Here is a 19704-nt window from a genome sequence, read left to right on the forward strand (position 1 = left end):
GAAGGCTATCGTCGATGGCGATTGTGGCTATTGGGGAACCGCGTCATCGAGATAGAGTTTGATGCTGTCGCTCGGCTTGCTGAGTGATTTCAGCGCGGTGTGCCTGAATTCGGCTTTAAACTGCTCTCCCTGACGGATCGCTTGTTTGACATGGGCCACCATCACAATCGGGGCCTTGTCCTTGCCCTGTGATAGCTGGCCACCGACCGTAACCCCCTGCAGCGGTATCTGGCCGTCGTAGCGAAAGCGCAGTTGCCAGCGGTCGGCGGACGGGCGCGTTTCTCCCACTAGTTTCATCTGAGACTGCACGTAGCGGACAAATCGAATCTGTTGCTGCTGTTGGCGTTCACCGGCTTTGGCCTGCTGGTGGTCGACGTAGGCGCCAAGCAGGGTACCAGCCAGGGCCGAGAAGCCTCCTCCCTGACCGACATTGTCGGAACCTTGCTGTTGTTTGCTCCACAGACTGTTGTTCTGCAGCAGTTGGGCGTGGTTCGGGTTGATCCGACCGGGGGTATAGTACGGCTGGACTTTCTCGCCATTGACCCGATTGAAGCGTTCGCGGTCGCTGTTGACCGGGTGGGATTGGAAGAACAAGCCACGACGGTTGCCCTCAGTCTGATATTGGCGCTTCCAGATTCGGCTGGAAGCCAGCGGATCATAGCCGGCAAGTGAACTGTAGAGCACACCGATCCGGTCAGCTTCATACTCGTTCTTCTGGGTGAAGGCGGCACGATAGCCATCGCGCCCGGCGGAGCCTGAGTTGGCCAGCGCGGTGACCTGGGCCAGAGATTGGGCTTCAAACACATGGTTGGCCACGGTGTGGGCGATTTCGTGGGCCATGACTGCTGCGACCTCGTCATCGCTCGTGAGCTGCTCCATCAAGCCCCGGTGAACCACGATGTAGGTGCCGCCGGTGGTGAAGGCGTTAAAGCTGTCACGGTCGATCAGAATCGGTTGCCAGCGTTCATCGCTGAGGTGGCTGATACGGTGGACCCGGTCAAAGATCTGCACCATTCGCCAGTACTGGTCTTTATCGAGCTGCTGGTTGAGTTTGCGTCCGTCCTTCTTCTCCTTGGCGATCAGTTGCTCGACCACGCTGTTGCCCTGTTGGATCTGCTGGGCGCGGGATTGGAGGCTCAGGCTGCGCTGGCCGGTGACCCGGTCTTGTTCCGATACCGATTCCGCGATGTTGTAGAGGCCGCGATCCACCGATTGCAGGGTTTGACAGCCCGATAGCACTAGTGCAGCTATAAATATTAGCAGGGGCTGATAAGTTCGGTTTTCAGTGCTGAACATCGATAAAAATCCCTGATTGTGCATAGATGTGGGTTTATCCATATAACGTAATCTAATTGTACCGCTGCGCCAATTCCGTTAACATTCGCGCGATTCTTCGTATGCTCTGGGAGCAATACCATGAATATTATTGTCTACCCGGGTACCTTTGATCCGATTACCCATGGCCATTCGGATCTGGTGGAGCGGGCCGCCAAGCTGTTCGACAAGGTGATTGTAGCGGTTGCTGCCAGTCCGAAGAAGCAGCCGTTGCTGCCGTTGGAGCAGCGTACCGAACTGGCCAAGGAAGTGCTCGGGCACCTGGATAAAGTCGAGGTGATCGGCTTTAGTGGGCTGTTGACCGAGTTTATGCAGCAGTACGATGCCTGTGCGGTACTGCGTGGACTACGGGCGGTTTCGGACTTTGAATACGAATTTCAGCTGGCCAACATGAACCGGGCGATCTACACCGATTTTGAGACCCTGTTCCTGACCCCGGCTGAAAAATACAGTTTTGTCTCTTCGACCCTGATTCGGGAAGTGGCATGTCTGGGAGGCGATGTCTCCAAGTTTGTCCATCCGCTGGTGGAAGAGGCACTTCGGCAGCGTTTTGCTGTCGACAGATAATAAATAGATAAATTTACGACTCGATAGTAATAGGATTTTAGAGGTAGCCGACATGGCACTGATCATTACCGACGAATGCATCAACTGTGACGTTTGTGAACCGGAGTGCCCCAACGAGGCAATCACTCCGGGGGATGAAATTTACGAGATTGACCCGGCCAAGTGTACCGAGTGTGTCGGTCACTACGACGAGCCTCAGTGTGTTGAGGTCTGTCCGGTAGACTGTATCCCGAAAGACCCGGATCACGAAGAGACCGAAGAGCAGCTGATGGACAAGTACCACCGTCTGCAGGGCTAAGTGATTTGATGGCTTCTGGACCAAACCGGTGTCAGAAGCGAAATAAAAAGGGCAGCGATAGGCTGCCCTTTTTTGTGTCTGCCTGAACGCCCGTTAGAGTTTTAGCTGCAGCTTTGACAGCTCGAACTCCTGCTCCATCCGTTGCCCGATCACGTTGCAGCCCTCACCGGGTTGTGCCAGGTAATGGGCGTACTGCATATGCAGACAGCGCACCTTATCCCACTGGGCGATACCGCCGATACCGTAGCGCTGAAACAGCTCGGAAAAGCCAAGCTCTTCGATCCGCCGCTGCTCATCCTCGCTCAGATATCCCTGGCGCAGCGCTACGTAATCACGGTGGTTCTGCTGATAAGCCTGTCGCAGTTCCGAATCATGCTCCAGTTGCTGTTCGATCTGCTTGACCCAGCCGCCGGTCTCGATCTGGCTGATCGCCTTATAGAGGTCTTTGGAGCAGAGCCAGTAGAGGGTCGGAAACGGTTTGTCATCGACCAGTGAATGCATCCGCAACACCACCGGAATGCCATCGGCGGTCTGGTGACTCACCTCGGCAATCCCGCGGGGTTTACGGCCGAGCTGTTGCTCGATCAGTTGCAGCTGATGATCAGATATCATGAATCAAATTTAAATTTTGATGATTAGTTTTTGGATTTCAATTCGTCGTCGATCAACGACTTCAGCTCTGCCAGCAGGTCGCCGTGGCTATGGGGCAGCGGACGACCGTTGACGAAGAAGGTTGGCGTGCTGGTGATGCCCAGCTCCCGTGCTTCGGCCTGGGAACCGGCGACAATCTGTTGCGGCTCGCCGCTCTTCAGGCAGCTATTGAAGGCATCCATATCCAGTTCCGCTTCCTCGGCCAGCATCTCGATGCTGATATTTTTGAGATAGTTCTGGCGTTCGAAGGCGAGCTCGTGGAATGGCCAGTACTGACCCTGGCGGTCGGCGCAGACCGCCGCTTCGGCGACCTTGCGGGAGATACCGGAGCGGTTGATCGGAAAGTCGCGATAAACCAGCCGGACCTTGTCGCCATACTCTTTCAACAGCTGCTTGGTGACCGGACCGGCGTTCTTACAGTGAGGGCATTGGTAATCGGCGAATTCGACCAGGGTGATCGGGGCGTCCGGATTACCCTTACTCGGGTAGCCTTCCAGTGCGATCGGCAGGCGAAGCTGCGGCAACGCCGCTAATTCGACCTGATAACCCTTGTCCTCGACGATCATCTCCAGCAGTTGGCGCTGTTTTTCCACCAACAGTGCTTGCTTGAGGTAGTTCTTGATCTGCTCGCGAACCTGCTCCAGCGGTCCCGGAATTCGGGCCTTGTTGGCATTGTAGAAGGCTTCGACATCGGCATCGGTGGGAAGCGGCGCGCTCAGCAGTTCCTGCTGTAGCTGGGCAAAGCTCTTGCCTTCAGCCTGGGCTCGCTCCCGCACATAACGATTGACGATGTAACCGTCGATCACTTCGCGGCGTTGATCATTGAATTTCTGCTCCAGCTGGTACAGTTCCGCCTTGATTGCGGCAGGCAGGTTGTCGCCACGGTATTGCTGGCCATCGTAGTGGAAACCGGGTCCGGCAGCTTGCGCCAGGGCAGTGACGCCCAGCAACATGCCTGCGACGAGGCCGTGCCGTTTCAGATGGCGGAACGTTAGGGGGCTTAGGGACAGCTTTTTGAGCATGGTGACTCCTCAGGTCAGGATGCGGCAGCAGCGGCTGGGTGTTGGGGGACGATACCCAAGGGGGCAACCGGCAGCAAGTCGAAATGGATCTCTGTCGGTGTGATTGTCGGAGGAGGATTGGGTTCCCCAAAAGCGGTCACTTTGGTGCGGGCCTGTGCCGGTTCAGCATCAGTTGCAACTGCATGGACCGATCTTGGCTTTGCTACGCTTTGATTATGGATTCTATTGAGCTGCTAAGGGCTCAAGCTGCGGTAGCCGGGCAAGATGGCAATGCGGAGCCCGATCGTTTCAGGTGCACCAGTCTGGGCCTTAGGTTGCTGTGCCTGTGCGGCCTGTTGGTACTGGGCGGTCAGGCCTGGGGGCAGAGCACGGTTCGGGTCGGCCAAGCTCTCGGCGACCCTACCCTGATGATGGGGGCTGGCGGTGAGCCGACCGGGTTGTCTATCGAGGTCTTGGAAGCTGTCGCCCGGCAACAACAATGGCAATTGAACATTCATCGGGCAGCTGAGGCAGAGCTGTTGGAACAACTGGATCGTGGTGAGCTGGATCTGCTGGCCGGTATTACCCGAACTCCTGCGTTGGAAAGCCGCTACGACTTTACTCGACAATCTGTGTATTACAGTTGGGCGCAGCTGTTGACGGCCGCGCAGCTACTGGCCGCGCGTGATGAATTGGCAGGCCGGCGGGTCGCTGCGGTTAAGGCGGACCCGATTTCCCGGCAGTGGCAACGCTACCTGCAGCAGTTGGGGATGCAGCCTCAACTACTACAGGCCGAGAACTATCAGCAGGCCATCTCCTGGGTCGTCGATACCAAAGCCGATGCGGTGCTGCTACCTCGTCGCCTTGTTCAGCCGATGCTGGAGCAGTACCCGCTGCATCTGACCCCGCTGACCTGTTGTACCCGTGAGATCGGTTATCTGGCTCGGCAAGGCGCATCTCCGTCGAAGCTCGACGCCATAGATGCGTACCTGGAACAGCATAGATCAGACCCAGACTCGGACTATCAGCGAGGATTGCAACGGCTGTTGGGACGGGCTCCTAGCGATAATGCTCTGGGTTGGCTACTGCCGATGCTGCTGGTGATACTGCTGTTGGCTGCCGGAGTGACGCTGCGTAGCCAGGATCGTCGTCGCAGGGCACAGCTGCAGCATGATTTCGATGAGATGGAGCAGCGGGTACAGCAGCGAACGCTGGAGCTTTCCAACACCCATACGTCGCTGGAGCAGGAGGTCATGCACCACCGCGCGACCCAGCAACAGTTGCGCCACCTTTCCCGGCATGACCCGTTGACCGGGTTGCCGAACCGACGCTACTTCAGTGAGTTGATGGAGCAGGAGCTGAAGCGGGCTCATCGAACTGGCCGTCCACTGGTGGTGATGTTGCTGGATTTGGACGGTTTCAAGCGGATCAACGCCAGCTTGGGTTACGAGACCGGCGATCAGATCCTGGTGGAGATAGCCGCGCGTCTGGGTCGAACGTTGCGCGAGGTCGATATGCTCGCACGCCAGGGGGGCGATGAGTTCGTGGTGATGCTCAGCGAGATCAGCAGTGCCCAGGATGCCCCGCTGGTAGCGCAGAAGATGATCGACGAGATCGGCCAGCCGTTACCTCAGTTGGTCGAAGTGTTAGGCGTCCATATCGGCATCAGTTATTTCCCCGATCATGGCTATGAAGTGGAACAGCTGCTGTCGAAGGCCGACCGGGCGATGGACTGTGCCAAGCAGAGGGAGAATAGCTGCTACGTTGATTTCGACGACCTCTAGCTGCCGAGATACTAAGAAATTAGTCTTGCTTATATCCGCCTAGCGGGCTCAGAAGTTTGACCATCCGGTGTCCAGTCTTAAGGGCTCTACAAGTTAGAGCCGGTTTCTAACCAAAAGTAACAGCGGCCGTTTTTGGCTTTTCCCCGTCACAATAATCGCTACACTCAATGGCCGCGATAGCACCGCTTTCTGCCGCGTAATCTGTCCACAAGGAATGTCGATGTCTAACTCAAGCCCCACCAATCAGTCCGTAGCCTGGCAGGCCCATGCGCTATTGGCGGTGATTGCCGGTCTGCTGATTTTGTTGTTGAACATGGGGGTTCGTCAGTCGATGGGCCTGCTGTTGCCGGATATGCAGATCAGTTTTGGCTGGCCGATGGCGGAGCTGTCCTTCGCCTTCGCGGTTCAGAACCTCGTCTGGGGCGCGGTATCGCCGCTGGCCGGGGTGGCCGCCGAGCGTTACGGAACCGTACGGGTGCTGTTGGTGGGGACCTTGCTGTATGCGGTGGGGTTGGCGCTGTTGGCACTGAGCGAGAGTGCCTGGCTGTATCAGTTCAGCAATGGCTTTTTGATCGGTGTCGGTGTCGGGGCGACGACCTTTCCTGTGGTTCTGGCGGCGGTGGGGCGCCATGTCGGCGAACCACAGCGCTCATTTGCGTTGGGGATCGTCAGTGCCGGCGGGTCGCTGGGGCAGTTTCTGTTTGCACTGTTGACCCAGTGGGCCAACAGCCGTTTCGGTTGGATCGAAGCCGTCTGGATTCTGGCCGCCTGTGTCTTGCTGATGGCATTGTTCAGCCCCTGGCTGAAAACCGCCGTGCTGCCCCCGAAGCCTCGTTCCGAGACTCGGGAGCGGGTGCATTTCGATCGTCGCTTCGTGTTGCTGGCGATGGGCTTTTTCGTATGTGGATATCACGTCGCCTTCATCTCGGTGCATCTGCCGAATCTGGTGGCGGTTTGCGGCCTGACGCCGGATGTTGCAGCAAACTCGCTGGCATTGATTGGACTGATCAACGTAGCCGGTACGGTCTTTGCCGGTTGGCTTGGTGGGCGCTATCACAAGCCCTATCTGCTGTCATGGATCTATGGATTGCGGGGGGCGATAGTACTGGCCTTTATCTGGCTACCGAAAACCGCCGAAAGCTTCTATTTCTTTTCGGTGGTGATGGGAGTGTTATGGCTGTCGACAGTCCCCTTGACCAGCGGCACCCTGGCACAGTTCTTTGGTACCGCTAGATTGGCCAGTCTGTTTGGTTTGGTGATGTTCAGCCATCAGATCGGCGCCTTCTTCGGCGCCTGGGTGTCGGGCTGGCTGTTTGACCAGACCGGTAACTACGATGCGGTCTGGTTGATCAGCGCAATGCTGGGCTTTCTGGCGGCAGCGGTTCATCTGCCGATAAAGCCCGAACGTCCGGCTCAAGCGGCGTTGGCTTGACGGCCTGGCTGGGCTCGTCGGATGCCGGTTGGCAGAGCACCGACCAGGCCTCGAACTGACTCAGGAAGACCTGGCCGTTGAGCTGTTGCAGGAAATGGGAGCGTTTGAGCTGGTCCATCACCGGCCCCTTAACCTCCGACAGGTGGAAATAGACCCCGCTATCGCAAAGCCGGTCGTTGATCGCTTCCAGGCTTTCCAACGCCGAAGCGTCGATCAGGTTCACCGCCGGGCACATCAGCACCAGGTGTTCGACCTCCGGGTTGTCGGCCACCAGCTCGTAGATCCGATCTTCCAGATAGCGGGCATTGGCGAAGTAGAGGCTCTCGTCGATCCGTAGGGTCAGGATGTGCTGATCGGTCTGCACCTCGTGACGTTCAATATTGCGGAAGTGTTCGGTCCCTGGCACCCGTCCCACCACGGCGCTGTGGGGTTTGCTGGTGCGATACAGGTGCAGCAGGATCGACAGGGTCACCCCGGCGATAATACCCAGCTCGACTCCCTGTAGCAGGGTCAGCGCGATGGTGGCCAGCATCGCGGCGAAGTCGCTGCGAGAGTAGTCCCAGGTCCGCTTCAGTGCGCCCAGGTCGACCAGCGACAGCACCGCGACGATGATGGTAGCCGCCAGTGTCGCCTTGGGCAGGAAGTAGATCAGCGGGGTCAGTAGCAATGCCGCCAAGGCGATGCCGATGGCGGTGAAGGCTCCGGCAGCGGGGGTTTCGGCCCCGGCATCGAAGTTGACTACCGAGCGGGCAAAGCCGCCGGTCACCGGGTAGCCCCCGGACAGCGAGGAGGCGATATTGGCACTGCCGAGGCCGATCAACTCCTGGTTGGGTTCGATCCGTTGGCGCCGTTTGGCCGCCAGGGTCTGGGCCACCGACACCGATTCGACAAAGCCGACCACGCTGATCAACAGGGCCGAGATAAACAGCTGCTGCCACAGGTCCATATCGAAACTGGGAAGGGTCAGGCTGGGTAGGCCCTGGGGCACGGCGCCGACGACGGCAACCTGCTGCTCAACCAGGCCGAACATCCAGACCGCCAGAGTGGTGCCGGCTACCGCCAGGACCGGCCCGGCCTTGGCGCAAAGGTCGGCCAGTCGAGGCGGCAGACCGAACCCGATCAACAGCGGCTTGAGCCCCTGACGAACCCAGAACAGAAAACCGGTGGCCAGCACGCCGATCACCAGGGTGGTCGGGTTGATCTGGTCGAGCCGGGCCAGCAGTGACTGGACGATCTCCAGCAGGTTGTGGCCCGACGCATCGACGCCAAGCAGGTGCTTGAGCTGACTGGCGGCGATAATGATCCCTGAAGCGGTGATAAATCCCGAGATCACCGGGTGGCTGAGAAAGTTGGCCAGCAGGCCGAGCCGGAAGATTCCCATCAACACCAGCATCAGGCCGGATATAAACGCTAACGCTACTGCCGCCACCAGGTACTCCTGGGTGCCCTGCAATGCCAGGTTGCCGACCGCGGCGGCGGTCATCAGTGAGACCACCGCCACCGGCCCGACTGCCAGGGTTCGACTGCTACCGAACAGGGCGTAGGCCACCAGTGGCAGGATGCTGGCGTAGAGACCGACCTCCGGCGGAAGGCCAGCCAACAACGCATAAGCCAGCGACTGCGGGATCAGCATGATGGTCACGATCAGGGCTGCAACCAGATCGGAGGTCAGGGTTTGGCGATTATAGGTGCCGAGCCAATCAACGATCGGCAGGTAGCGTTTTAACTTCACAGCGTCTCCCATTCACCGGTATTGCGTGCGGTACTTCTTTTGGTGGTGCGCGGTCGAATCAAGGTTTGTTGTTCCAATCACAGGCATCGCTGGTGTCCTGAACCGCCGGGTTGTGGGCCAGGATTTCCGGCTTGGCCAACCACTCGCGCCCCTTGAGCATGCCTTCCCAGTACAGCCAGGGCAGCATCTTCTCCTTCAGCAACCAGGACAGTTTACTGGGGCGGGTGCCCTGTACCAGCCAGTTGGGGAAGGTGGGGAGAAGTTTGCCGCCGTAGCCGAATTCGGCCAGTACGATCTTGCCCCGTTCCACGGTCAGCGGGCAGGAGCCGTAGCCGTCGTAGATCGCCCGTGGCGCTTCGCCCTCCAACGCCCGTAAGACGTTTTCGGCCACCACCGGTGCCTGCTTACGCACCGCCGCTGCAGTTTTGGCGTTGGGGGTGTTGCCGCCATCGCCCAATCCGAAAATGTCGCCGAACTGCTTGTGCTGCATGGTTTCCGGGCTCAGATCGAGCCAGCCATCGGCGTCAGCCAGCGGGCTGTCAGCGATAAATTTCGGCGACTTCTGCGGCGGGCAGACGTGGATCATATCGAACGGCTTCTCGATTTCGCTGACCTGGCCTTCGCCGTCGGTCACCTTGAACAGGGCGGTCTTAGCCTGGCCATCAACAGCGGCCAGGTTGTGCATGAAGTTGAGCTCGATGCCGTATTTTTCGATGTACTCCATCAGGGCCGGGACATAGTCGGCCACCCCGAACAGCGCACCGCCGGCATTGCAGAACTGGATATCCAGCTCGCCCAGTCGATTGTTGCGATGCCAATAGTCGCAAGCCAGGTACATCGCCTTCTGTGGTGCGCCGGCGCACTTGATCGGCATCGGTGGCTGGGTAAACAGCGACTTGCCCTTTCGAGTGCTCTGTACCAGATCCCAGGTGTAGGGCGCCAGGTCGAACAGGTAGTTAGAGGTGACGCCGTTGCTGCCCAGTGTCTCTCGCAGCCCCGGAATCGCATCCCAGTCCAGTCGCAGCCCCGGTGACACCACCAGCATGCGATAGCCGATCCGCTCACCATCTTCCAGCACCACCTGCTGTTGCTTGGGTTCGAAAGTGGAGGCGGCAGCGTGATACCACTTCACCTGATCGGGCATCACCTGCTCCATCGGCCGTACGGTGTCCTTGCGCTCGAACACACCGCCGCCGACCAGAGTCCAGCCGGGCTGGTAGAAGTGTTCAGTGCGCGGCTCAATAATGGCGATATTCAGATCCGGTTTGCGCTTCAGCAGGCTGGCTGCGACCGATTGGCCTCCGGCACCACCGCCGACAATCAGAACGTCGTGGCGACGGCCACTGCCCGAGGTGATCGCCTGGGCAGGCAGCCCTTCGTTGGCCAGGGCATTGATCCGCTCACGCTGGGCACTGAGGTCGTAGCCGGCGGCTTCGGTCGCCTTCAGGATCGCTTCCACATCCAGGCGGGGTGCTTCGGCCAGCGCCCACAGAGTACAGCAGCGGGTTCCGGTTCGGCAGAAGGCCAGTACCGGGCCGCGGATAGCGGCCATCATTTCACGGAAGTCGGCGGCATTTTCATCGGTGATCTGCCCGGAGATGACCGGCAGGTAGTACCAAGCCACGCCGTGTCGTTCGCAGGCTTCGCGGATCTCATCGTTGGCGGGCTGATCCTCGCTCTCGTTGTCAGGGCGATTGCTCATGATCGCCTTGAACCCCATCGAGGCGGCAAGGCCGACGTCGGCGGCGGTGATCTGTGAGCAGACACTGATAAAAGGGCTTAACTGATGAACATCCATACCGGGCTCCCTGTTGTCATAAATATTGTTGTTATCGATTGTTATAGGGTTGGGCTGGAGCGCGTGTGAGCGCCCGCTAACGACAGCCGGTTAAAACAGGTTGAGGGGGACTTTCAGGTAGACCTGGCCGTTGTCCTCGGCTGGCGGCATCTGGCCGGCACGCATGTTGACCTGTACCGAAGGAAGGATCAGGCGTGGCATGCCCAGCGTCTTGTCCCGTTCAGAACGCATCTGTTCGAAATCCTGCTGGCTGATGCCGTGGCCGACATGGATGTTGTTCTGGCGCTCTTCGGCTACGGTGGTCTCCCAGGCGTACTGCTCCCGACCGGGGGCCTTGTAGTCGTGGCACATGAATAGACGGGTCTCTCCCGGCAGCGCAAAGATTTTCTGGATCGACTGAAACAGAATACCGGCATCGCCGCCGGGGAAGTCGCAGCGGGCGGTGCCGAAGTCGGGCATGAACAGGGTATCACCGACGAAGGCGCAGTCGCCGATCTGGTAGGTCATGCAGGCTGGGGTATGGCCGGGGGTATGGATCGCCTTGGCGGTCAGGCTGCCGATCTGGAACTGATCACCGTCCTTGAACAGTTGGTCGAACTGGCTGCCGTCACGGGCGAACTCGGTGCCGGCGTTGAAGACTTTGCCGAAGGTGCTTTGCACCGTTTGAATATGTTCACCGATACCGGTTTTTCCTCCGACCTGCTGCTTCAGGTAGGGTGCGGCGGACAGGTGATCGGCATGGACGTGAGTCTCGAGAATCCACTCCAGTTGCAGGTTGTTTTGTTGGATATGAGCCAACATCTGATCGGCCGAGCGGGTGTTGGTTGTTCCTGAGTCGTAATCGAAGTCCAGCACGGAGTCGATGATTGCGCAGCTGTTGGAATCCGGATCCTGCACGATGTAGCTGAAGGTAAAGGTCGGTTCGTCGAAGAAGGGGGTCACGAGCGCGGTCATGGGGCTACCTCGGTCTGCAGTTGATTATATATTTATAGTTATAACGTTAGATTAAATTAGAATAACATAATAATCAGGCGTGCCGTCAACACAGAGGCCTAACGACTTTGGTCGAAAATTGACCAGTTGTGCTAATGAAGCATAGGTGAGGAGGCAGAAATCCGGATAGCCGCCGCCCTGATAGGATTCAGACGCCGGCTTTGGATCTTTGCACGTGCTGGAATCAGCGGTTCAGGACTGTTTTCAGATAGTCAGCGACACGGCCCGCCTGTTGACGATCCAACTGACTGATAACCGGCATCTTTTTATGCTCCGAGCTACCTTCGGTAATCAGCTCGATCAGCTGCTCGCGATCCAGCCTTGTCCCAGCATTGGCGGGAATCCCCTCAAGAAAACTGCCTTTACCACTCTGTCGGTGACAATCGGCGCAGATCTGATTAAACAGCTGCTCGCCACTGAGCGCATCATAGTCATGTTGGTCAGCACAGCCTGCCAGTAGCAGACACAATGACCAAGGCATCAGAGACTTGGGGAAGGACAGGACCATGGGTTTGTTCCAAGCGTGAGTCGTTCGTTGTTACGACCGTTGATGAAGTTTCCTGAGTCTGGCATCAGGGTTGGATGACTGCAATATTTGTGCAATGCACAAATATTAGCCTAGAGTTTCATAGAGTATAAAAGGGAGCCTCCGTTGAGTCGTCGCTATGAGGCAAAGAAGCCTGCAGGGAGGGGGGAAATGGCTGCTTGTGGATTGAATTTGGCGTTGCAGGGCGGAGGGGCTCATGGTGCCTTTACCTGGGGAGTTCTGGACCGGCTACTGCAGCAACCCGATCTGGAGCTTGAGGCGATCAGCGGCACCAGTGCCGGAGCAATGAACGCGGTGATGCTGGCCCAGGGGTGGCTGGAAGGAGGGCCTCAAGGGGCTCGGGATTGCCTGCAGCGATTTTGGCATGCGGTGGCGGCCCAGTCGCCGGCTCGTTGGTTGCCTGATACCGAAGGGATGGAGCCGTCGCTGAATTTGGCGCTGAATCAGTGGTTGCTACGGCTATCGAGCCAGCTCTCGCCCTACGATCTGAATCCGCTTGATATCAACCCGTTAGAGTCATTGCTGAGGGAGGAGGTCGCCTTTGAACGGCTTCGGCGGGAGTGTCCGTTCAAACTGTACCTTGCTGCCACACGGGTTAGTAACGGTAAGCTGAGGTTGTTTCGCGAAGCCGAACTGGATGTCAAACAGGTGTTGGCGTCGGCCTGTCTGCCGACCATCCACCGAGCGATCGAGATCGATGGCGACTACTACTGGGATGGCGGCTTTGCCGGTAATCCCGCCCTCTATCCATTGATCTACGAGAGTCGAAGTCGAGATATTCTGCTGGTTTTATTGACCCCGGCGGAGCGTCCGGATCTACCCACGGATATCGATTCTATCGGGGCACGGGTGGCTGAATTTGGCTTTAACAGTGCGTTCTTGCGTGAGATGCGAGCGATTGCCCAGGCTCGACAGCAGAGTCGGTCCCGTTTCTGGATGCTGGGCGCGCTTGAACGTCGATTACGGCGACTCAGATTCCATCTGATTGAGCCGGACGCGACCATGGCCAAGTTGTCGCGGGCCAGCCGCTACGATACCCGGCTGGCTTTTTTGCTGCGTTTGAAACAATTGGGCCAGCAGCAGGCACAGCAGTGGCTGGAGCAGGGTGGGGCCTGCTCTCAGCGCGATTCAGGAGTTGATCTGGTGGCCCGATTTGGGTGAGCTGGATTTATTTCAGACCCAGCACGTCCTGCATGTCGTATAGACCCGGTTGCTTGCCGTCCAACCAGCAGGCAGCGCGAACGGCGCCTCGGGCAAAGGCCATTCGGCTAGAGGCTTTGTGGGTGATCTCGACCCGCTCGCCGTCAGCCATGTACATCACCGTATGATCGCCGACCACGTCGCCGCCGCGGACGGTGGCAAAACCGATGGTTTCGCGCTTGCGGGCACCGGTCTGGCCTTCACGGCCGTAGACCGCCACCTCTTTCAGATTTCGGTCTAACCCTTCAGCAACGGCTTCACCCAGGCTCAGGGCGGTGCCTGAAGGGGCATCGACCTTGTGGCGGTGGTGGGCTTCGTAGATCTCAACATCGTAGTCGTCCCCGAGAATCTCGGCGGCGGCTTTGGCCAGCTTGAAGCAGAGGTTGACGCCGGTACTAAAGTTTGAAGCGATGCACAGAGAAATATCACTCTGGGCGCTGTGTACGCCGGCTTTCTGGTCTTCGTCGAAGCCGGTGGTTCCGATAACAATCTGCTTGCCGGCGGCACGGCAGGCTTGGACATTGGCAACCGTGGCAACCGGGGCGCTGAAGTCGATCAACACATCAAAATCATCGATAACCTGGTTAATGTCACCACTGATTGCAATACCGAGTTTGCCCAGACCGGCCAGCTCACCGGCATCGGCGCCGATCAACGAACTCTCGGGGCGCTCGATGGCGGCGCTCAAGGTGGCACCTTCAGCCAGCTGTACGGCCTCGATCAGGGTTTTACCCATGCGCCCGGCGGCGCCAGTAATTGCGATGCGTGTCATGTCGGTCTCCGGAACGAACTCGGTGGGGCGCTGGGCTTGGTCAGCGCTGATCGCCGCATACTAGTAGATTCGTTGATCGAAGGCCATCCTCAGTCGGTGCAGAGGCCATTAGCATCAAGACTTCGAGGCTCTTGCGGCAAGAACGGGGTTGTAATTTCGTCGTGGATTCCCCGGTTAGATTCTGGGCTAAAAAGGTTTGGTCAAAATTCGCTGGAGTTCCAGGTGGCTGCTACAGTTTCTTTTGAGTGAGGGTTAGTCTGTCTTACGAATCAACGTACAGTGATTGTTGCCCACTGCTGTCTCTCCGACAGGTATTACGGTTCCTGCTGTCGCGTCGCCCCATGTTTTGATCAGGTTCGATGCGGATTCGTTGCCATGCCTGTTTATCGAACAAATCAACGGTGAAGGATGCACCGTGGGTTAGTTGTCCGGTATCCGAGGTCGGACATCTCCGTGTATAGGGAGTTTCGGTTGGCCAAGTGATCGGCAAGCCGATGGGCATTAGGGACACATAATGGAAAGGAGAGCGGTTCTTTGTCTGCGGATCGCTGAGGGCTACAAAATTCCGCGACAGGCTATCGAGGGTGCCGGTTGGTACCCCTATCCGGCGCTGAGTACCGATGACGCGTTACGGATTATTGAGGCTGAAAATCCAAGAGTCGGGCTGGTTTTCTTCGACCGTTACTACCTCAATGGCGGTAGTAAAGAGTTGGAGTTTCTGCTGCAACAATCGGCGACGATGGAATGGGTCGGATTGATCGAGCCCGAGAACCTGTCGCTGAATAAAACCCGCCAATTGATCGCCCATTATCTGAGCGATTACCACACCCTGCCGATAGACGACGAGCGGCTGATGAATTCACTGGGTCACGCCTATGGCATGGCCCGTATTCGCCATACCCTGGACGAGCGCACCGACCGGTATGACTCGGGCTGTCATATGGTGGCCGTCAGTCCATTGATGCATAAGGTGTTCAACAAGATCGACCGGATCGCCAGCGTTGATGCGTCGGTGATGATCAGCGGTGAGAGCGGTACCGGAAAAGAGCTGGCGGCACGGGCGATCCACGAGAAATCAACTCGAGCTGATGGCCCTTTCGTGGCCTTGAACTGTGGCTCGATTCACGCCTCCCTGATACAGACCGAGCTGTTTGGCCACGAGAAGGGCTCCTTCAGCGGTGCCCATAAGCGCAGCATTGGCCGGATTGAATCGGCCCACGGCGGTACCCTGTTCCTGGATGAGATCGGTGACCTGCCGCTGGAATTGCAGGTCAATTTCCTGCGCTTTCTTCAGGAACGCACCATCAATCGTGTGGGGGGGAATGAGCCGATACCGGTCGATGTTCGTGTCATCACGGCGACCCATCGGGATCTGCAGCAAGCGGTCGAGCAGCAGAGCTTTCGCGATGATCTCTACTACCGTCTGCATGTATTGGCTTTAAGGCTGCCTAGCCTGCGCGACCGGCCCGAGGATATCCAGCCGCTGGCGCGCTATTTCCTGACCAAATTCCAAGGCGAGTCGCGCCAACGTATTCGTGGCTTCAGCCGCTCGGCCATGCGCAGCCTGCAAAGTTATTCCTGGCCCGGCAATGTGCGTGAGCTGATCAATCGGGTCGAGCGGGCCGTGGTGATGTGCGAAGGATCCCTGATCAAGCCGGAGGATCTGGAGTTCAGCCAGGAGCCCGAAAACCGGCCGGTCCAAAGCCTGGCGGACAGTCGTGCCGAGGCGGATCGTGCGGCGATCAGCCAAGCGCTTCGCAGCTGCGGCAACAACATCACCGAAGCGGCGCGTCAGCTTGAGGTTTCCCGTGTCACCCTGTACCGGCTGATGGATAAGTTTGGTATGGACCTGAAAGGTGACCAAAAGAATCCAGATTAATCGGAGTGCAGTACCAAAATAGCAGGCCGCGCATAAGCGACGGTATTTTAGTTCTAAGGAGGGGTATCTATGGTCAGGGTCATCCGAGTGCGTCGTTTTGCACCTGTACTGTTGTCTTTGGCAATTGCTGAGACCACGGTCGCACAGACACTGGAGGAAAAAATTGAGCTACTGGAGCAGGCGCTGGCGCAACAGCAGCAGCGACTTGAGCAGCAGCAGCAACAGTTGCGTGAGCAGCAGGATAGAATCCAGCTGCAGAAGCGCAAGTTGGAAGATCAGCAGCTGGGGCTGGAATTGTTGCGCAGCGATGTGTTGATGCAGAGCCGCGGTGCCGGTCCGGCGCAGCCCGCTCAGCAATCTGGCCAGATTCAGCTGGCAGAAAACCAACAGCAACCTAAACCGGTGGGGCAGGCGCCTAAGCAGTCCCAGCAGCAGCGCCGACCGGTGGTGGCCGAGCTGGCTGAGGTTGGTGGTGTCCTGACTCCCAAGGGCGTGCTGGTGCTGGAGCCATCGCTTCAATATGCCCACTCCGACGTCAACCGCGTCACCTTCCGCGGGATCGAGATACTCAGCTCGTTGGGGATCGGGATTCTGGAAGCGGTCGATGCTGACCGTGATACGCTGACGGCATCACTAACCGGGCGTCTCGGGGTAACTCAACGGTTGGAACTGGAGCTGAAAGTTCCCTTTGTCAGCCGTAGCGATAAAGAGAGTGCACTGATTCCTCAGTTGGATGATGATCCGGTCGATTCAAGCAGTCTCGATGGTAGCGGTATCGGGGATATCGAGGCCGCCTTCCACTATCAGCTCAACAATGGCGAAGATGGCTGGCCTTACTTTATCCTCAATGGGCGATTGAAACTGGCTAACGGTCGGGGACCGTTCGATGTTGATCGTGACGATGAGGGGATCGGTCGGGAATTGGCCACCGGTAGTGGCTTCTACTCGTTTGAACCCAGTATCACGGCTCTTTACCCCTCAGCGCCGGCGGTGTTCTTCGCCAATCTTGGGTATCTGTTCAATATCTCCGATGACGTCGATAAGATAATCGGAGCCGGCTCTGATGCCGGAGCTCAGGAGATCGGTAAGGTCGACCCGGGTGATGCGGTGCGGATGAGCTTCGGGATGGGCTATTCGATCAACGAGCGGGCGGCTTTCACGCTGGGATTTAAAAACGACTGGATTCAGGCTACCAAGACCACCATTAATGGGGTGGAATTGAGCAGTTCGCAGCTGAATATCGGTTCGATCCTGATGGGTTACTCCTACCAGTTAAAGCCCAATGTGGGTATCAACCTGAATCTGGAGTTTGGAATTACCGACGATGCACCTGATATGTTGATGACCTTCCGGATGCCGTTCAGTAATAAGGTTTTCTAGGCGGGTGAAATAAACTCAAGCCTTAGGTCCCTAACTGTGGACCTAAGGCTTTTTAATTGAAACTCAGACCAGTTGAGTGCGCCCTTTACTATACAGTTCATCTCGGAAGCGTTAGCAATATCGTGTGCTGATCATTTTTGAAGCGAAGCTCCTAACGGAACATTCCTCCGGCCAAACGTCCCATCGCAGCACGCATCGCTGCCTGTCTTGCGCTCTTGGTATTAGCCACTTCGATCCTAATATCCAGTTTCTGTTGGACTTTGAGGTTATTGGCGTTGCTGATGACTGCGCTAATCGCCGCCTCACGAGTCAGCTTGTGAACTGCTGCGGTAAAGCCTTTCTGATTATTGATGACCAGCCCGCCAAAGTTGCCCGAGGTTGTCAGACCATCGAGCTTGATATCTACCGGCGCTAAGTCAGCGATTGAGGTAGAACTGTCTGGACTAATCACCACTGCTGTCGATGGTTGTGATTGAACAGTTGTAGTCGCAGGTGCAGTTGCAACAGTCGTGGGTGTGTCAATAGGCGTTGAGGTAGGCGGCGCCGTTGAAGAGGGCGCTGCGACCACTTGCTCCACCGGAACAGCGGGCAGGGCCGAGGGAGTTCCTGTTACAGGTGTCACACTGGCCGCAGGCCCTGAAATCGTGGAGTGGATGGGCGCTGTGTTGCTGATAGTCGAATCCGTGGCCGCTTCGATAGCGGACTGGGCCGATGCAGCAGTAGCGATAGTTTGTTGAACCGTTTCAACACTGGCCGGATTAACCTGGGCCAAGTGGGACAGTGCTTGTGACACGATTTCAGCACCCTGTTTGGTTATGTTAAACACGGTATCGAGCCGGACTTTGTCAATCAGAGTACTGAGGGTGGCACCGAAGCGCATTTCAAGGTGGCCAAATGAAAAACCCCCTCGCATTTGATCCATCGCGCCGAGATCGAGTCGCTCAACTCCGGCGTAAGCGCCGACTTGATCGGAATTGTGGGTGGTGCTTGTCAGTTGTACGGATTCAGTGGCTGCCTCAACGGATGCTGTAGCCATTAGGAGCAGGCCAAGCAGCCCTGTCTTCAACCGGCGGTTGAAACTCTTGGGGGTGAAAAGAATACTGTTCATGATCATTTTCCCAGCTCATTACGGCCCGGCAGATTCATCAGGTAGGTGGACAGGCTGGTTCGATTGACACCACGATCGATCGGCGAGCGGGGACGAATGCGCCAGTCGTTATCATGATTGAAGTTTGATTTTGCGATTTCGGTATAGGAGCGGGCCCCGAGAATGGCCCCGTTCCAGATCGTTTCGAAGTGGCTGCGCGGTACCACGACCGAGCCTACGGCTGGGTCGGCAATCAATACATGGTTATTGTCTAGCCCTTTGACAACGACGAAGTGACGATAGCCTTGGGTATTTAATAAGGTAATACCTGGCATTCCAATTCGTATCAGTTTGTCGAGCGACATTTTGAAACCATCAGAGCGGAAGCCACGGCTGTCGAGGTAGCGCTTCATATCCAGCATCGAGAAGCCATGTTGCTGGATTTTTGCCCGATCGCCGACCTTGATCATGGCCTGGAATACAGTCTCCTCATCGGTCGGCAGGTTGTAGTGGTAGGTCAGCAGAGTTGCAACTGCAGCCGAGCCGCAACTGAAATCGTATTTCTGCTTGATCACCCGATCCCAACGCATCTCATGCAGACTCTTGGCCTTAACATTGATATTGCCAAAGGGGCCTGAGAGATTGATCGTGCCGGCGACAGCGGTCTGGAATACTGGATGTAGCAGTGCGCCGAGCAGCATGAACGTGCAGGTAAAGCGTTTCATTGCCGCCTCCTGAATGACAGTTTTTGTCGCTTACTCGGATAGGTAAATACTGATACCTACCGCCGAGTTCACCGCATTGTTATTGCCTGTAAAAATATTGAACATGCCGACACCCTCAAAATTGTCGAGGGCATGCTGTTCGATCGTAATTGCACCTGACATGATGGTTTCGGCGGTGAACGAGCTATTGCTGACCGTGGCGTCCAGTTCTTGAATGCTCTGAACATTGGTTAGATTGTCGCGGCCGTTTAGGCTCGCTAACTCGCTATCGTCTATGCGGGCGCTATCTTCGAACCCGACACTCTGGTCCAGGTTCTCGGCGTAAACCGGCTGGATTACCACGGCAATCATTAGTAACAACGCGCTACCCAGTCGATTGGGGGTCTGAAAGAGCTGTTTGTCCATGACTCGTACTCCCTCACTTTGTGCATTAAATCTCTGGTGGCGATTTTTCCCTGCTGGAGTCCTTTCTCCGGTGGGAGATTGAACCGACTGTCGGCGAGCCCAAAGGCTCGCCGACGAC

The 19704-nt window shown here is 57.2% G+C and carries 18 protein-coding genes; 7 read left to right on the forward strand and 11 right to left on the reverse strand.

The window, feature by feature from the left end:
- Positions 1 to 27 precede the first annotated feature (27 nt).
- Complete coding sequence (locus DV711_RS15890; RefSeq protein ID WP_165840137.1) at positions 28 to 1239, reverse strand: M48 family metallopeptidase; 1212 nt, start codon at positions 1237 to 1239, stop codon at positions 28 to 30.
- A gap of 177 nt (positions 1240 to 1416) precedes the next feature.
- On the opposite strand from DV711_RS15890, the gene coaD reads away from it, so the two are divergent.
- Positions 1417 to 1902, forward strand: coding sequence for a pantetheine-phosphate adenylyltransferase (coaD, locus tag DV711_RS15895; protein ID WP_114696696.1), 486 nt, complete (start codon positions 1417 to 1419; stop codon positions 1900 to 1902).
- Between the two features lie 52 nt (positions 1903 to 1954).
- On the forward strand, positions 1955 to 2200 hold the full coding sequence (locus tag DV711_RS15900) for a YfhL family 4Fe-4S dicluster ferredoxin (protein WP_114696697.1): 246 nt from the start codon (positions 1955 to 1957) through the stop codon (positions 2198 to 2200).
- A gap of 93 nt (positions 2201 to 2293) precedes the next feature.
- Here DV711_RS15900 and DV711_RS15905 read toward each other — a convergent pair whose 3' ends face one another.
- Complete coding sequence (locus DV711_RS15905; protein ID WP_114696698.1) at positions 2294 to 2812, reverse strand: DUF501 domain-containing protein; 519 nt, start codon at positions 2810 to 2812, stop codon at positions 2294 to 2296.
- A 23-nt stretch (positions 2813 to 2835) separates the two neighbouring features.
- Positions 2836 to 3873, reverse strand: a complete 1038-nt coding sequence (locus DV711_RS15910; RefSeq protein WP_114696699.1) for a DsbA family protein — start codon at positions 3871 to 3873, stop codon at positions 2836 to 2838.
- A 215-nt stretch (positions 3874 to 4088) separates the two neighbouring features.
- On the opposite strand from DV711_RS15910, the gene DV711_RS15915 reads away from it, so the two are divergent.
- The gene (locus DV711_RS15915; RefSeq protein WP_165840138.1) at positions 4089 to 5636 is read left to right on the forward strand and encodes a GGDEF domain-containing protein; all 1548 of its coding nucleotides are present in this window, start codon (positions 4089 to 4091) and stop codon (positions 5634 to 5636) included.
- 220 nt (positions 5637 to 5856) lie between these two features.
- Positions 5857 to 7068 carry an MFS transporter gene (locus DV711_RS15920; RefSeq protein ID WP_114696701.1) on the forward strand — a complete coding sequence of 404 codons (1212 nt, stop codon included), beginning with the start codon at positions 5857 to 5859 and terminating at the stop codon, positions 7066 to 7068.
- Here the strand turns inward: DV711_RS15920 and DV711_RS15925 are convergent.
- The 4 genes from DV711_RS15925 to DV711_RS15940 all read right to left on the reverse strand — a co-directional run bounded on the left by DV711_RS15925 (position 6986) and on the right by DV711_RS15940 (position 12099).
- Positions 6986 to 8800 carry a SulP family inorganic anion transporter gene (locus tag DV711_RS15925; RefSeq protein ID WP_243633848.1) on the reverse strand — a complete coding sequence of 605 codons (1815 nt, stop codon included), beginning with the start codon at positions 8798 to 8800 and terminating at the stop codon, positions 6986 to 6988. The genes DV711_RS15920 and DV711_RS15925 overlap by 83 nt on opposite strands.
- Positions 8801 to 8858: 58 nt before the next feature.
- Positions 8859 to 10598: a bifunctional protein tyrosine phosphatase family protein/NAD(P)/FAD-dependent oxidoreductase gene (locus DV711_RS15930; protein WP_114696703.1), complete on the reverse strand. Its 1740-nt coding sequence runs from the start codon at positions 10596 to 10598 to the stop codon at positions 8859 to 8861.
- A 90-nt stretch (positions 10599 to 10688) separates the two neighbouring features.
- Positions 10689 to 11552, reverse strand: coding sequence for an MBL fold metallo-hydrolase (locus DV711_RS15935; RefSeq protein ID WP_114696704.1), 864 nt, complete (start codon positions 11550 to 11552; stop codon positions 10689 to 10691).
- A 223-nt stretch (positions 11553 to 11775) separates the two neighbouring features.
- Entirely contained in the window at positions 11776 to 12099 is a 324-nt protein-coding gene (locus tag DV711_RS15940) for a c-type cytochrome (protein WP_114696705.1), read from the reverse strand.
- A gap of 189 nt (positions 12100 to 12288) precedes the next feature.
- Between DV711_RS15940 and DV711_RS15945 the strand changes: the two genes are divergently transcribed.
- A complete protein-coding gene (locus tag DV711_RS15945; protein ID WP_114696706.1) occupies positions 12289 to 13299 on the forward strand; it encodes a patatin-like phospholipase family protein in 1011 nt (336 codons plus the stop codon).
- Positions 13300 to 13306: 7 nt separating this feature from the next.
- On the opposite strand, the gene dapB is transcribed toward DV711_RS15945, so the two are convergent.
- A complete protein-coding gene (gene dapB / locus DV711_RS15950; RefSeq protein WP_114696707.1) occupies positions 13307 to 14110 on the reverse strand; it encodes a 4-hydroxy-tetrahydrodipicolinate reductase in 804 nt (267 codons plus the stop codon).
- 514 nt (positions 14111 to 14624) lie between these two features.
- Between dapB and DV711_RS15955 the strand changes: the two genes are divergently transcribed.
- Positions 14625 to 15989: a sigma-54 dependent transcriptional regulator gene (locus DV711_RS15955; protein WP_114696708.1), complete on the forward strand. Its 1365-nt coding sequence runs from the start codon at positions 14625 to 14627 to the stop codon at positions 15987 to 15989.
- A gap of 69 nt (positions 15990 to 16058) precedes the next feature.
- Entirely contained in the window at positions 16059 to 17369 is a 1311-nt protein-coding gene (locus DV711_RS15960) for a transporter (RefSeq protein ID WP_243633849.1), read from the forward strand.
- A gap of 151 nt (positions 17370 to 17520) precedes the next feature.
- Here DV711_RS15960 and DV711_RS15965 read toward each other — a convergent pair whose 3' ends face one another.
- Genes DV711_RS15965 through DV711_RS15975 form a run of 3 tightly spaced genes read right to left on the reverse strand, consistent with a single transcriptional unit; the run spans position 17521 to position 19586 of the window.
- Entirely contained in the window at positions 17521 to 18477 is a 957-nt protein-coding gene (locus tag DV711_RS15965) for a hypothetical protein (protein ID WP_133297474.1), read from the reverse strand.
- Positions 18478 to 18479: 2 nt separating this feature from the next.
- A complete protein-coding gene (locus tag DV711_RS15970) occupies positions 18480 to 19181 on the reverse strand; it encodes a C39 family peptidase (RefSeq protein ID WP_114696710.1) in 702 nt (233 codons plus the stop codon).
- A 30-nt stretch (positions 19182 to 19211) separates the two neighbouring features.
- The gene (locus DV711_RS15975) at positions 19212 to 19586 is read right to left on the reverse strand and encodes a hypothetical protein (protein WP_114696711.1); all 375 of its coding nucleotides are present in this window, start codon (positions 19584 to 19586) and stop codon (positions 19212 to 19214) included.
- Positions 19587 to 19704: the final 118 nt, after the last annotated feature.

Source organism: Motiliproteus coralliicola, from assembly GCF_003345655.1.
Classification (GTDB): Bacteria; Pseudomonadota; Gammaproteobacteria; order Pseudomonadales; family Balneatricaceae; genus Motiliproteus; species Motiliproteus coralliicola.